At 39.9% G+C, this 15,649-nt stretch carries 10 protein-coding genes; 8 read left to right on the top strand and 2 right to left on the bottom strand.

All coding sequences use genetic code 11. From position 1 onward, the window contains the following. Positions 1 to 46: 46 nt before the first annotated feature. The 4 genes from NSTC745_RS30345 to NSTC745_RS30330 all read left to right on the top strand — a co-directional run bounded on the left by NSTC745_RS30345 (position 47) and on the right by NSTC745_RS30330 (position 7,043). Positions 47 to 430, top strand: coding sequence for a response regulator (locus tag NSTC745_RS30345; RefSeq protein WP_096537991.1), 384 nt, complete (start codon positions 47 to 49; stop codon positions 428 to 430). A gap of 4 nt (positions 431 to 434) precedes the next feature. Continuing rightward, on the top strand, positions 435 to 932 hold the full coding sequence (locus NSTC745_RS30340; protein WP_096537990.1) for a chemotaxis protein CheW: 498 nt from the start codon (positions 435 to 437) through the stop codon (positions 930 to 932). A gap of 101 nt (positions 933 to 1,033) precedes the next feature. Continuing rightward, on the top strand, positions 1,034 to 3,871 hold the full coding sequence (locus tag NSTC745_RS30335) for a methyl-accepting chemotaxis protein (protein ID WP_445634320.1): 2,838 nt from the start codon (positions 1,034 to 1,036) through the stop codon (positions 3,869 to 3,871). Between the two features lie 190 nt (positions 3,872 to 4,061). Continuing rightward, on the top strand, positions 4,062 to 7,043 hold the full coding sequence (locus NSTC745_RS30330; protein WP_445634319.1) for a hybrid sensor histidine kinase/response regulator: 2,982 nt from the start codon (positions 4,062 to 4,064) through the stop codon (positions 7,041 to 7,043). Positions 7,044 to 7,688: 645 nt separating this feature from the next. Here the strand turns inward: NSTC745_RS30330 and NSTC745_RS30325 are convergent. Continuing rightward, on the bottom strand, positions 7,689 to 7,973 hold the full coding sequence (locus tag NSTC745_RS30325; RefSeq protein WP_445634318.1) for a DUF427 domain-containing protein: 285 nt from the start codon (positions 7,971 to 7,973) through the stop codon (positions 7,689 to 7,691). Positions 7,974 to 8,077: 104 nt separating this feature from the next. Further along, positions 8,078 to 9,070: an NAD-dependent epimerase/dehydratase family protein gene (locus NSTC745_RS30320; protein ID WP_445634317.1), complete on the bottom strand. Its 993-nt coding sequence runs from the start codon at positions 9,068 to 9,070 to the stop codon at positions 8,078 to 8,080. Between the two features lie 429 nt (positions 9,071 to 9,499). Between NSTC745_RS30320 and NSTC745_RS30315 the strand changes: the two genes are divergently transcribed. From NSTC745_RS30315 to NSTC745_RS30300, 4 genes are all read left to right on the top strand, one after another. Next, positions 9,500 to 10,879, top strand: coding sequence for an AAA-like domain-containing protein (locus NSTC745_RS30315; RefSeq protein WP_445638723.1), 1,380 nt, complete (start codon positions 9,500 to 9,502; stop codon positions 10,877 to 10,879). Between the two features lie 652 nt (positions 10,880 to 11,531). Further along, a complete protein-coding gene (gene abc-f / locus NSTC745_RS30310; RefSeq protein WP_445634316.1) occupies positions 11,532 to 13,145 on the top strand; it encodes a ribosomal protection-like ABC-F family protein in 1,614 nt (537 codons plus the stop codon). Between the two features lie 320 nt (positions 13,146 to 13,465). Further along, positions 13,466 to 13,792 carry a DUF6825 family protein gene (locus tag NSTC745_RS30305; protein ID WP_096537982.1) on the top strand — a complete coding sequence of 109 codons (327 nt, stop codon included), beginning with the start codon at positions 13,466 to 13,468 and terminating at the stop codon, positions 13,790 to 13,792. A 159-nt stretch (positions 13,793 to 13,951) separates the two neighbouring features. Then, complete coding sequence (locus NSTC745_RS30300) at positions 13,952 to 15,637, top strand: ABC1 kinase family protein (protein WP_445634315.1); 1,686 nt, start codon at positions 13,952 to 13,954, stop codon at positions 15,635 to 15,637. Positions 15,638 to 15,649 lie beyond the last annotated feature (12 nt).

Genomic DNA, 15,649 nt, shown 5'->3' with positions numbered 1-15,649 from the left:
AATTCTGACTCTTGACTCCTGTTAATTTATTTTTAGGAGATTTATAGTGAGCCTAACTTTACTTGGCACAATTCTAATTGTAGAAGATTCTCCCAGTGAATTGGAATTAATGAGCCATTATCTTAAAGAAAGTGGTTACAACGTAATTAAAACTACTGGTGCAAAAGAAGCTTTAGATTTAGAAAAAGCTGTGTTAGAAAAACTAGATGTAATTGTTACTGATGTTGTGATGCCGGAAATGAGTGGATTTGAGTTGTGCCGTTCCCTCAGAAGAAATCCAATTACTGCAAAAGTGCCGATTATAATTTGTAGTTCTAAAAATCAAGAAATCGATCGTTTGTGGGCGATGAGACAAGGTGCAGATGCTTATATAACTAAACCTTACACCCGCGAACATCTCTTACGCACTATTAAATCAGTGGTAATTTGAATCAATGACTAGTACAAACATTACACTTTCCCCAAAACCAGGCGAAAATAACTTAGCAGACGGTTATTTAAAATTTCAGCTAAATCAACAAACTGGTGCAGTTTTGTCAATGAAGCATACTCAAGAAGCAATTCTTGTGCCTGTTGAGTCTGTTACTTCAATGCCTAATATGCCTCCTTGCATATTAGGGTTAATGAATTGGCGCAGTCGGATAATTTGGGTAGTTGATTTGCCAAGAATGCTGAATTTAGAATCTCTTGATTATCGGGTGCGGCAGTATAGTGCGATCGTGATCCGAGTCGAATCACTTTTGTTAGGCTTAGTTGTACAAGAAATCAAAGGTACTATTAGGTTTGTTGCTGATGAAATTCATTCTCCTATAGGACAAGTAGCATCGAGTTTAGTTCCTTATTTATGTGGATGTGTAGTGCAAGAAAAAGAAATATTACTAGTGTTAGATTCTCAAGCTATTGTGCAATCCTCTATTCTCCGCAGTGATTAGGTAAATAGAATTCAGAATTCAAAATTCAGGAGTTATAATTCAGAGTTCTTTAATAAAAATATTTTTTAGTTGACTTATTCACATATTGGAGAAATAATCTTATGTTTAATAAAACTGGCACAAACAATGGTAGTAGTCCTCAAAATCGAGCATCGTTAATTTCATCTCAAAAAGTAACTGGAAGTGTAGTAATGCTGCCAAGTAAGGCGACTACTGAAACTGCTAGAAATTCTTCTGGAAATCAAGCTTTCGGCTATTTTACAAAGCTGAGTTTAGTTACGAAAGCGACAATTTTGGCGATCGCCATTGGTACGCTACCAGTCTTGGCTATAGGTGCGATCGCTTTTGGCTTTGCCAACAAATCCATTACTAAGCAAATTACCCAGTCTCAACAAGCCCAAGCTACTGGTTTGAGCGATAAAATCAACCGTTTCATGTTGGGACGCTATGGAGATATCCAAGTAATATCTAGTTTGCCATTTTTAACAAATTCTCAACTTAGCAACAGCACAAGTAGTGAAGAAAAGCAAGCAGTATTAAATCGTGTTGTTGAAGCTTACCAAGCTTATGATAGTGTTGCTATTTTCGATCGCCTTGGGAACTTAATTGTTCAATCTACAGGCGAAGTCCTGGAAAACCAAAAAGACCAGAAGTATTTTCAAGAGGTTCTGCAAAAAGATGCTCCTGTTATTAGTAATCCAGAAGCAGTAGCAAATACTGGTGCAGTGAATATTTACATAGCTGCGCCGATTAAAAATACATATACAGGGCAAACGATTGGCATAGTTAGAGCGCGGATGCCTGGCAAATCTTTAGATGAAGTCATTAAAAACTACGCAGCCAATGGGCAAAAATATCATTTACTTGATGCTGCGGGGACAATTTTTTTAAGTCCGCAACAAAAATTCTTGGGTAAACAAGCAAAGGCAGAATATCGAAGTTTAGCTAAACTGCTAACAGCAAAAAAAGTAGATAGTTTTATTGAAGTTCCCAAAAATTATAAAAAACAACAATTAGTTAGTTACGTACCATCGGCTAAGTTAGCTGAACTGCCAGATTTAAATTGGCAAGTACTCTTATCTACAGACACAGCAATTGTATTTGAACCGCAACGACAATTGTTGTGGATTATAGGCATTGGTACTGGACTGACAGCTTTGATTGTCGCAGCGATCGCATCTTGGTTAGCGAAACTAACTGCACAGCCAATTCTCAATGCAACTGCGGCATTAACAAAGCTAAATCAAGGTAAATTAAATACCCGTTTGGACGCTGGAAGAGAAGATGAATTTGGGGTATTGAGCGCAAATATTAACCAGATGGCCGAACAATTAGAAGTCTTGTCTAAGGAACAGAAGGAACAGGAACTAGATGTTGATGGGTCAAAATTACTAGCAGATATTACCTTAAATATTCGCAGAACTCTCAAAACAGAAGATATTTATCAAGCAGCAGTTAAAGAAGTTCATCGAGCCATCAAAACAGATAGGGTAATTGTTTATCGTTTGAATCCAGAGACTAAAGATGGTGTGGTTGTTGCTGAATCATTAACTGGCAATTGGCCAGAAGCGATGGGAGTGCGAATCGACGATCGCTATTTTTGGGAACAGCATATAGAAAATTATCAAGATAACCGAGTGCAAGCAGTTGCCAACATTTATCTAGACCAAAACTTGAAAAATGCTGATAGTTATATTCAACTATTAGACAAATTTGCCGTCAAAGGTTATCTGATTACACCGATTATTATCCAAGAACAAATTTTCGGCTTATTAATTGCTCATAACTGCCAGACTTCTCGTGTTTGGCAACAGCCTGAAATTAACTTGTTTCAACACATAGCAACTCAAATCGGTTATGCATTAGAAGAAGCTAAGTTACTAGAGGAAATAGAACAAGCCAAAAATGTTGCAGTCAAAGGTTCTGATGAAGATAGGCACGAAAAAGAAGTACTGCAACAACAACTTTTAGAACTACTCGATGACATCGAAGGTGCAGCCACAGGCGACTTGACAGTGCGTGCAGACGTGACTGCTGGAGAAATAGGTACTGTTGCCGACTTTTTCAACTCCATAGTGGAAAGTCTGCGTGATATTGTTACCCAAGTCAAACAAGCCGCTACTCAAGTAAATACTGCCATCGGCTCTAACGAAGGAGCCATCCGCCAATTAGCAGAGCAAGCACTCACCCAAGCTTCTCAAATTAGCTGCACTCTCGATGCTGTTGACCAAATGACCCAATCTATGCAAGCCGTAGCCGAAAGTGCCCAAAAAGCAGCTTTTGTTGCCAATCATGCTGCTCACAACGCCACTCAGAGCGGGCACGCGATGGATTTGACAGTACAAAATATCTTGTCTATGCGAGAAACAGTTGGTGAAACTGCCAAAAAAGTTAAGCGTCTTGGCGAATCTTCACAACAAATTTCTCGCGTGGTTTCGTTAATTAATCAAATCGCTATTCAAACTAACTTGCTTGCCATTAACGCTGGTATTGAAGCAGCCCGCGCGGGTGAAGAAGGTCAGGGTTTTGCTGTAGTTGCAGAAGAAGTCGGCGAACTAGCGATTCGGAGTGCCGCTGCAACCCAGGAAATTGAAGAAATTGTCGGGAATATTCAACGAGAAACTAGCGAAGTGGTGCAGGCGATGGAAATCGGCACTACCCAAGTGGCGGAAGGTACTCGAATTGTAGAGGAGGCAAAAGAAAGTCTAAGTCAGATTTTGGATGTATCGCGCCAAATTGACTTCTTAGTGCAGTCAATTTCTAATGCAACTGCATCTCAAGTAGAAACATCACAAAGTGTCAGCCAATTGATGAAAGACATCGCTGCCGTATCACAACGCACCAGCGACTCTTCTGTGCAAATTTCCCAATCTCTGCAAGAAACTGTGGAGATTTCCCAGCAATTGCAAGAGACTGTCGGAACTTTCAAAGTTAGTTAAGTATTGGTCATTAGTTATTGGTCATTTGTCATTTGTCTTTTGTCAGTTGTCCTTCGTCTTTTGTCAGTTTTCCTTTGTCCTTTGCATAAAACTAATGACCAACGATCGATAACTAATGACCAATGACTAATGACTAATGACCAATGACTAATGACTAACGACCAATGACCAATGACTAAGGACAAAAATAATGCTAAATGACAAAGAATTAGAAATCCAGATGCAGTTTCTGGAAGAAGCAACTGATTACTTGAATACCTTGGAAGGGGTATTGCTGGAAATCGATACTAGTAACCGCATCGATTTAGATAAAATTAATGCTGCACTCCGCGCTGCTCATTCTATTAAAGGCGGCGCGGGGATGATGGGATTTAAATCCCTCAGCGATTTATCTCATCGTTTAGAAGATTCTTTTAAAGTTTTAAAAACTCGCAAAAATTCTTTAGAAATTGATACTCAGTTACAAAGTTTATTGCTTTCTGGTGTTGATTGGTTGCGTCAAATTGTTGACTTGCTGGCACAAGGAAATCTGGTTGAAGAACAGTGGTTAGCAACTTTTTGTTACCCAATTTTTGATGAGTTGCACGAACGTTTGGGCGACCCCAGCCCTGAAGATGCGACAACCATGTTATCTCCAGAAGATGGGCAAGATGTTATTCCTTTGCTATTTGAAACAGAAGTAGAGGAATGTTTGCAGCGCTTAGAATCTGCGTTGGCAAATAGCCAGCAGTCTAATTTACAAGAAGAATTCGCCGTCATGGCAGCGGAATTAGGCGGCTTGGGAGAAATGCTGCAACTGGCAGCTTTTAGCAAACTTTGTGAGTCAGTAACCCAGCAATTGGCCACTGCAAGCAGCGATAGCATTTATGAAATTGCTCAGTTAGCATTGCAAGCATGGCGGCGATCGCAAGCTTTGGTACTGACAAATCAATTAGATAATTTACCTACAGAGATTCAATTTGGGAATTCTACGCAATCCCAGCCAATATTAAAAACAGAAGTAATACCACAGTTTATTGCTACAGATGCAACTGACACAGATATCCTAGAGACAGAAATCGTGTCAACATCTACAGAAAATGAGAATAAAGATGAAACAGTCGCTGCCAATTTTACATTTTTAGATGCAGAATTTACCGATGATGTTAATGCTGTAAATATTACAGAGCAAAATACAATATTTGCTAGAGAAAGTCATGCTCCAGATGGCAAATTAACTGTTGGTAAGGAACGGGAAATTCAAGAAAATAACGTTCGAGTTCCCAGCAAACAACTCGAACAAATCAATGATTTATTTGGAGAACTGATTGTTCAGCGGAATGGTTTAAATGCCCAACTAGAAAGATTACGCAAACTCGTCCGCAATCTCAACCAGCGAGTGCAAGTTCTCGATAGAGAGAACCAAGAATTACGTACAGCTTACGCGAAAGTTTCAACTCAATTCGCCGTGGCTAGTGGTGGGCAATTGCCACTGGAAAATGAAAATTATATACCAGACGCAGACAATTTAGGGATGGATCGCCATAACGATTTAAACCTGCGATCGCAGGAAGTTATGGAAACCATTGTTCAACTGCAAGAAGTCACAACTGACGTGCAATTAAGTGTAGACGATACAGATCAAATTGCTCGCAAACTCAACAAAACATCAAAACAATTACAAACAAAACTCAATCATATCCGGATGCGACCGCTGTCGGATTTAGTCGAGCGTTTTCCAAGAGCTTTACGCGACTTAAATGTAGAGTATGGAAAGAATGTACACCTAAAAATTGAAGGCGGTAATACTTTAATTGAACGCAGCATTTTAGAAGCATTGAACGAGCCTTTAATGCACCTATTAAGAAACGCCTTCGATCATGGTATCGAAGATGCTGCTACTCGTCGCCTCCTTGGTAAACCAGAACAAGGATTAATTGAAATTAAAGCATCTCACCATAGCAATCGCACACATATTAGTATACGTGATGATGGTTGGGGCATTTCTCTAGAGAAAATTCGCACCCGCGCCTTAGCTATGGGATTAGATGCTTCTCTTATTACTAATGCTAGCGATGAAGAACTGTTATCACTAATTTTTGAACCAGGTTTTAGCACTTCCGACCAAGTGACAACATTATCTGGTCGCGGTGTTGGTATGGATGTAGTTCGCAACAACCTTAAATTGGTTCGAGGAGATATCAAAGTTGATACCGAACCGGGAGTTGGTACCACCTTTACCCTGTCAGTGCCATTTACACTTTCTGTAGGACGAGTTTTGCTAGTAGAAATTAACAAAATGCTATTGGCATTTCCCACAGATGTTATTTCCGAAATATCCCTACTCCAAAACGAGCGAGTCTTCCAAATGGCGGGTAGCGAAGTTCTCAATTGGCAAGGAACAATGTTACCACTAATTCGCTTGAGTCGCTACTTACAATTTAATTGCCTGCGTTACGATAGCGCAGAATTAGAAACTCCAGCAGCAATTAATGTTAACAGCGTGTTAGTAGTTAAAGGTAACAATCAACCAGTAGCAATACAAATAGACCGTTGTTGGGGCGAACAAGAAGTTGCTATTCGTCAAATCGAAGGAAATATACCTCTACCTCAAGGCTTTACCAACTGTACAATTCTTGGAGATGGTCGAGTAGTACCATTAGTTAATATCAATGAATTGCTGTATTGGATTGCTAGCAATCAGCGGACTCCTAGAGGCACTCAATTACCATCAGCAAGATTAAAGACACCGTTCCTGATATTTGATGAAGAAAAAATCTCAGCAGCATCTAATAAATTCAAAGGCACAATTTTGATTGTAGATGACTCAATTAATGTTCGCCGCTTCTTAGCTTTAACCCTGGAAAAAGGAGGGTATCAAGTAGAGCAAGCCAAAGACGGTCAAGACGCTTTAGAAAAACTCCAAAATGGATTGAGAGTTGAAGCAGTAATTTGTGATATTGAAATGCCTCGTCTTGATGGTTATGCCTTTTTAGGTAAGGTAAATTCGGACGTTGATACAAAAAATATTCCAGTGGCAATGCTAACTTCTCGTAGCAGTAATAAACATCGGCAATTGGCTATGCAATTAGGTGCTAGAGCTTACTTTTCTAAACCTTACAACGAACAAGAATTACTCCAAACTTTGGAAGAAATAATTCATAATGTTGCACAAAAGGCAGCATCTAATTGAGCCGGGGACTGGGGACTGGGGATTAGGGACTGGGACAATTATGGGCTAATACCGTTCAGAAATTTGGCGTTGCTGAATTTGAATATGAAATTAAAAAATCAACTCTTCTCAACTCTTACTCTCTGGGACTCTGCGCCTCTGCGTGAGCTAAATTCATATTTTCAATCAGCAACGCCATAAATTTTCGTAGTGGACTGACACAGCTAATTTAGTGCATTAGTTTTATTCTTGTGGGATGGGCGTCTCGCCTGTCCGTGCGGACTAGAGAGCTATACAGAAGCGGACGTTAACAATAAAGTTGTTGTCGTCACCACAGTTTGTTTGTTGCTTACCAACACAAGTTGTTTGGTTCAGAATGCTTCTCTATTTGTGATAAAGCTTATGTGAATTTCACCAAAAATTAAGCAAAACTTATCAATGAATAAAGCATAGTGTCAGATCGTCAGCGTTCATTCGCTTGTTCTGTGGTGAGTGGTTGGATTTGAAAAACTGGCTGCGATGTCTGCGGCGGGCGTAGCCATCGCTAAATAGTTTAATATTGTGGAGGTTAACACAAGCCAACCTCCACAAAAGAAAAGTTACTTTGATGATTGCCGCAAATACTCAATCAATTCTCCGGAAATAAAATATTTCCAGAAACTTTTATTAAGCCTCGACTTTTACGCCTCTCCAGAACGCGACATAGCCTTCAATATTCTTAGCCTTCTCCTTGGCGCTGGGATAATACCAAGCAGCATCTTTGTTGACTTGTCCATCAACTTCGATACTATAGTAGCTGGCAACACCTTTCCAAGGACAAGTAGTGTGAGTGTTACTTTCAGTGAAGTACTCTTTGTTTATTGTGTCAGATGGAAAATAATGGTTGCCTTCCACAACTACGGTATCATCGCTCTCGGCTAAAACTGCACCATTCCAAATTGCTTTCGGCATAACTGATTTTGTAAATAAAGTTTACATATATATTTTGACACTTCCACCGGCACAACAAAATTTTCCATCTAGTCTTTGCTTGAGTTTTTGCGCCTAATGCCTGTTTACTCTAAAAAATAAGTTCCTAACTCTTTTATTCTCTCTACCCAATCTTTGACTTCATCAGCGACTTTATACTTCCATTGAAGTTGAAGTACTTCTCTTGTATAAGAATCATCAAATATAACTTTGTCTTTGTTTTCAAAGACTGGTGCAACGAATTCTACCCCAGCAGCCTGAGCAAACAAAGTAGACATCTGACTAATACTCAAATTTTCCGGCGCAGCTAGGTAATGTCCTCCTTTTGTGCCTTTTCGCGCAGCCGCAATGTAGCAGTCTGCCAAATCATCGACATGAACCCACGCCGTCATAAAATCTGGTGGAAATGGTTGATAGCCTTGGTGTGGTTTACCTGTAATGAACTGTTGAATTGCAAAATCCCAGAAACTGCCACGAGTCGGGGCACTACCATAGACTGATGAAGGATACAAAATGGAAGCATTACCTCCATTGCTGATATATTCTTCTACTAGCCTATCTTTCAACACATTTACACCTACTAATAAATCAATACATACTAAATATTCCGGCAGTGTATAACCTTTTGGTGGAGGTGTTTCGGTGATTCGTCCGCCATCGGCAGTAACCAAAGAGAAATTTCCACTGGTTGTAATTACATGAATATCTGGTGAAACTGCCTTAGCACCCTGTAAAGCGGCTTCTAATGCCATACTGTCTTTGGCAAATTGAGCTTCTTTAGTTGGTTCTGGGGGCATGTGCCAAGCTACATTAATTACTGTTGTGATATTATGCTTGCGAATTGCTTGGGTAACATCGTTGGTAGAAAAGTTTACTTCTTGAGAACGGATTATTTCCTTACAGAAAGGCTTTATCGCCTCAACATCACTACTTGGACGCACAAGTGCAAATACGGCGAAATCTGGTGTCTGGGAAAACTTACGGCACAGCGCTCCGCCAATATAGCCGGTTGCACCTAAGATTAAAATGTTTTTAATGGAAGAACTTTTTTCGGATGAAAATTCTTGGTTTTCTGGCATAAATTTCTAATTCGTAATTGCTATCTCAACAAACGTTTTATTGATTAAATTGTACGATGTGCGATCGCCGAAAGTACCGCATCATTAAGCTATTGATAGTGCGTTAGCTTACATAACTTACTAAGTAACACATATACTTTGCTCCAAAGAAGTATTCGCAATCAAGATTTTACATGCTTTTTAAAGTAAAAATACTTATCTAGTTCGTGACGGCACTGATAACATGAGGCTATCGTAATAATTAGAGTGCGATCGCACAAGTCAATATATCATACTATGTAATCAAATATACTTAAGAAGTATTTTAATACTGTTGATTTTAATAACATAATGAAAATCATAGATTTTTCTTTATTCAAGTATTTTTTCGGTTGTATATTATTACTAAGCCAAAGGAAATCTGTAATTTTACTAAATGTTTAACTTTTAATAACCGTGGAAGAATTGCTAGACGCTGTTGAAAGAATTCTACAAAGCAGGCCTCTCGATTCCATTCAGTGGTTTGTGCTGTATCAGTCGTGGTTGGGTAAAACTTACGATGAGATGGCAGAGGGAACAGGTTATGGTAGCAACTACATAAAGCAAGTTGGCTCTCAGCTGTGGCAAGACTTGTCCCAGGCATCTGGAGAGAGAATAACAAAAAAAAATTTGCATCTAGTGTTGAGCAAATACCTGCAAGGGATAACTAAACAGCAAAATCAACCACAAAAAGAACCTGTCAACAAAAAATTCAGATTCACAAAGCTTTATCCAAACTTATTTTCACCTGGCAAAATGGAATTTCCTAGCGGCCCTTTGCCAGTAGGTTCTCCTTTATACATTAATCGCCCTCCATTAGAAGAGCTTATTTGTAGCGAATTGATACATCCTGGTTGCTTAATCAGAATTAAAGCACCCAAGAAAATGGGAAAAAGTTCCTTACTCAACCGAATGATTGCTTATGCTAAAGAACAGGATTATCAAATTGTCTATTTGGACTTTCGAGAAGCTGACGAAGAAGTTTTTTCTTCCTTGGATAAATTTTTACGATGGTTCTGTATCTATGTCAGCAGGCAGTTAAACCTGCTTCCGTGTCTAGATGATTTTTGGGATACAGACATGGGCAGCAAAGTCAGCTGCAAAATTTATTTTGAAGCATATATATTACAATACATTGCTGAAAATCCTGTGGTTTTAGCTTTGAATGAAGTTCAACGAGTTTTTGAACACCCAAAGATTGCCCAAGACTTTTTGCCGATGCTGCGATTTTGGCACGAACAAGCAAAGCAAGACCAAACATGGCAAAAACTCCGAATGGTGGTAGTTCACACCACAGAAATTTATGTTCCTTTAAAGCTCAACCAATCGCCTTTTAATGTAGGAATTACAATAACTCTGCCACCATTTACGAAGAACCAGGTGCAGGATTTAGCATTGCGTTACGGGTTAGAGTGGGCGCGAGATTCCCAAGGGTCGAAACGCCTCGAACCTCTACAAGAAATGGTGGGGGGACATCCTTATTTGGTAAGCCTTGCACTATATCATTTATCTGGGGAAAAAATGACCTTAGAAATATTATTAGAAACAGCATCGACACCGATGGGAATTTACACCCAGCATTTGCGAGAATTGTTGAACTTGCTACAAAAAGAACCAGAATTAATGTCTGCGATGCAACAGGTAATAGCCAGCAATGAGAAAGTAGAATTAGATTCGATCGCTGCTTATAAACTGGAAAGCATGGGTTTAGTGCTACTAAATGGCAATCAAGCTTTTGTCATGTGTGAATTATATCGTCTTTATTTTAGTCAACAGTTGGTAAAAGTTTGAGGCTAGTAAAGAATTATTTCAATCCCAATTCTTGAATCTTTAAGTCTAATGTCTTCAGAAGACAGGAAGTTGAAATACTCTGTAATTTGTTTGGTAGACATAGATTCAACTTAATATTTATTTATATACATAGCAATCATTTTGTGAAAGCGATCGCACTAAATTAACGTCTCCTAAAACTCTTTTCTCTGCGTTCTCTGCGCGATGCCACTTGCTTCAAGTCGGGGAACCCGCCCAACGCAGTGGCTCCTCTGCGTGAGCTAAATTCATATTTTCAATCAGCAACGCCAAAATCTTTATTCACCACAGAGACACAGAGGTCACAGAGAAGAAAAAAGCGATCGCTCTTTTTGCGGAATTCCTTTATGCTACACTGTAGTCAATATCAAACCTCATCACAACTCTAACGAGATAGCACAAATGAAGTAGTACCAAACACCTGTTGCGCCAAAGCAACAAATGTCAACAAAGAATAAAGGCAACTAGTTTGACAGGGTTACTTCACATAGTCATGCACTAAAGATATTGTCATCACTACTATCTACATCAAACCGCTGGGCAAGTCTCTGCGGCTGAGTTTGTTTTATGTCTCATCTACCCGAAATCTTTGCGAATGCGCGGGTAGAAGTTTGGGAATTGAGGTTTGAAAAGAATGCAGAAAAAATCAATATTATTAGCTGAGAATTTAACCTATAAACTCAGCTTAGAAAGAACTTTGTTTCAAAAAGTTCAGGTCAGTATTGAGGCAGGCGATTCTATTGCTTTAGTCGGTAACAATGGTGTAGGTAAATCAACCCTACTCAAGATTATTGCAGGTCAAATTACACCCAGCGCAGGTTCAGTTTGGCATCATGGCGTTGTTTATTATTTGCCCCAAATCAGTACTATTAGGCAAGAAATTAAGTCAGATTCAGTACTAAGTTTTTTGATTTATATCTCGGATGAATGGTGGAAGATTGAGGAAATTTTGCAAGCACAGTTCAATACAAATCTTGACGTTTATCTACCTATAGATAACTTGAGTGGTGGAGAATTGACAAAATTATTTTTAGCAATTGGTTTGGCTCAAGAACCAAATTTGTTATTGCTGGACGAGCCAACTAATCACATGGATTTGCAAGCGTTGGAAAGTTTAAAAGAGTTTCTTGGTAATTTCAATGGCGCGTTTGTAATTGTCTCCCACAAGCCATTTTTCTTAGACCAGGTGACAGATATTACCTGGGAACTTACACCTATTGGTTTGAAAGTGTATGGAGGCAATTTTTCTCATTATCGAGAACAGAAAGAAATTGAGTTAGAAGCAGCATTGCGATCGCACGAAGTCGCCAGAAAGGAACTCAAACGCGCTCAGACTTCGGCTATGCAGGAACAACAGCGTGCAGCCCAAGCTCAGCGCAACGGTCGTGGTAAGTTTCTCAATGGTAGTATCGACAGAATGGCAGCCGGACTGATTAAAACTAAAGCGGAAACATCAGTCGGAAATGCCAAAAGAAAACATGAAGCAGCAGTAGCTAAAGCTAATCAAAAAGTTGTCGATACGAAAGTGAAAACAACAAAAGTAACCAGTATCCAACTAGAAGAGAAAAGCCAAAAGCGTAAAAATTTAATTGATATTCAAGGCGCGAATCTGCGGGTATCAGAACGGGTACTTTTACACAACATTCAGTTGCATGTTTCTTCTGGCGATCGCCTTGCCATTGTCGGCGCCAATGGTTCCGGTAAATCAAGTTTGGTAAAGGCGATTTTGGGAATGGAAAACCAAGTTGCAGTTTTGGAATCAGGCGAAGTTTTGCTTGCACCAACGATGAAAGCTATATATCTCGATCAAACATATCAATTGGTCAATCACCAATACACAATTCTGGAAAATATGCAAGCAGCCAATCCAAATCTCAGCTATCAGCTTTTACGGCAACAACTCGGACATTTTCTGTTTAAATACGATGATATTAATAAAAGTGCATCTGTACTCAGTGGTGGCGAACTGGCAAGATTGGCGATCGCTATGATTAGTATCTCTGAAATTGACCTACTGATTCTCGACGAACCAACTAATAACTTGGATATTGAAACCGTCGAACAAATGGTAATAGGTATCAACGACTATCAAGGAGCTATTTGGGTAATTTCCCACGATTTAGATTTTCTCAGTCGGATTAATATTACTCAAGGTTTTAAATTGAAAGAACAAGTTTTACAAATGACAACCTATTTACCAAGTACACTTGAGCAATATTATCAAGAGTTACTGGAATGTCAGAGATAGTTAGAGAACAGAAAAAATAGGGCGATCGCAATACTTCCCAAGAGCTTTGAGCAAAGTATTGCCTTCGATGGATATAGTCTAATAATCGACTCGACTGTTAATATAACATTGCCTCAAGAGCTTCCCCTGGTTGCCTAAATGTATCAATCTTAGGGTGAAATGGTATAACCCAGGGGACGGAAACTTGTTAGAACTCCGATCGCTACGCAAACAAACTAGTCTAGCGATCGCCTGTTCGGCAAATCTCTAACTCTCGAACAGAAGCCGCAAAGCATACAGTCAAGTTATAATTCTTTTGCGGATGAACGTAACAAAAATTTATGAGTAACCCCCTTGTACAAGCCTTTTTTGTAGGCAGAGCGGTAGCTGAAGTAGTGAACGAGCGTTTAGAGGTCGCCTTGACCGATGCTTTGAGCGAACTGGGCAAATTTGATGCTGAAGCTAGAGAGCAGTTGCGCCAATTTACAGAAGAAGTCCTAGAGCGGGCAAATCGAGCAGCCGAAGCCGCTAATACTACTCAAGGTAGCACAACCACTAGGCAACCCGGTTCAGGGCCAGTAGACGTGCAAGCAGAGATTGATGAATTGCGAGCCGAAATTGCCCTATTGCGAACAGAATTGCAACATCATCGCAGAACTTCTGCGTAATTTGGTCATTAGTCATTAGTCATCGGTCATTAGTTTTATCCAAAAGACAAAGGACAACTGACAAAGGACAAATGACAAAGGACATATAAAAACAGTTTAGGAATCAGAGTGTCTTTTCTTGCAGATAATTCGGTTGGAAACCAACGGTAAATGGAGTATATGGAACAAGGTTATTCAGATAAGGCATACCGTTGGAATAGGGAAAAATACTCCAGCAGACGGCGTTTTGTGGACATTTGGTCTTTTGTATTGACCTTATTGTTCAGACTTTGGCTATACAACAAATCTTGGAGTTATCCAGGTGGTGTGACTGAAGCCAAGCAAACTGCAAGACGCAAAACCCAAGCAGTTTGGATTCGTAATACCCTGCTAGACTTAGGCCCAACCTTCATCAAAGTTGGGCAATTGTTTTCTACTCGTGCTGATATATTCCCTGTTGAATATGTAGAAGAACTAGCAAAGTTACAAGACAAAGTACCAGCATTTAGCTATGAACAAGTAGAATCGATTATTGAGCAAGAACTAGGCAAGAAAATTCCTGAACTTTTTCAAAATTTTGAACCGATTCCTTTAGCCGCTGCTAGCTTGGGGCAAGTACACAAAGCTGTGTTGCACAGTGGCGAAGCAGTGGTAGTTAAGGTGCAACGTCCGGGATTAAAAAAGTTATTTGAAATAGATTTACAAATTCTTAAAGGAATTACCCGCTACTTTCAAAACCATCCCAAATGGGGGAAGGGACGAGATTGGCTTGGTATTTATGAAGAATGTTGCCGCATTCTTTGGGAAGAAATTGATTATCTCAATGAAGGTCGTAACGCTGATACTTTTCGCCGTAACTTTCGCGGCTACGATTGGGTAAAAGTTCCAAAAGTTTACTGGCGCTTCACTACTTCTCGCGTGCTGACATTGGAATATGTCCCTGGAATTAAAATTAGCCAATACGAAGCTTTGGAAGCAGCCGGTTTAGATCGAAAAACCATCGCTCGTCAAGGCGCTCAAGCCTATTTGCTACAGTTACTCAATAGTGGCTTTTTCCACGCCGACCCCCACCCAGGCAATATTGCCATCAGTCCCGATGGTGCTTTGATATTCTACGATTTTGGGATGATGGGGCAAATAAAGTCCAACATTCGTGAAGGACTGATGCAAACCCTGTTTGGCATTGCCCAAAAAGACGGCGATCGCGTAGTACAATCTCTGATCGATTTAGGTGCGATCGCCCCAGTAGATGACATGGGCCCAGTGCGGCGTTCTGTCCAATATATGCTGGACAATTTCATGGATAAACCCTTTGAAAACCAATCAGTAGCCGCAATTAGCGACGATCTTTACGAAATAGCTTATAATCAACCATTTAGATTTCCAGCAACTTTCACTTTTGTGATGCGAGCCTTTTCTACCCTAGAGGGGGTAGGCAAGGGTCTAGATCCAGAGTTTAACTTTATGGAAGTTGCCAAACCCTATGCAATGCAGCTTATGACCGATATGAATGGTTCTGAGGGTAATAGCTTTCTTAACGAATTGAGTCGTCAAGCAGCTCAAGTAAGTAGTACTGCGTTAGGTCTACCACGTAGGTTAGAGGATACCCTAGAAAAGTTAGAACGGGGAGACATGCGCCTGCGCGTTCGGTCTATAGAAACAGAACGTTTGCTGCGGCGCCAGAGTAATATTCAGCTTTCAATGAGCTATGCTCTGTTAATCAGTGGTTTCACGCTTTCAGCTACTATTTTAGTAGTCAAGAATTTTGTATGGTTAGCACTGCTGCCTACTTTTATCGCAGCAGGAATTTCAGTGATTCTGATCAGACTACTTCTACGCCTCGACCGTTATGACCGTATGTATTAATTGTTGAAAAAA

The organism is Nostoc sp. DSM 114161, assembly GCF_052692665.1.
The sequence above is the reverse complement of the archived record's forward strand: the minus strand, read 5'-3'. Positions and strand labels throughout refer to the sequence as shown.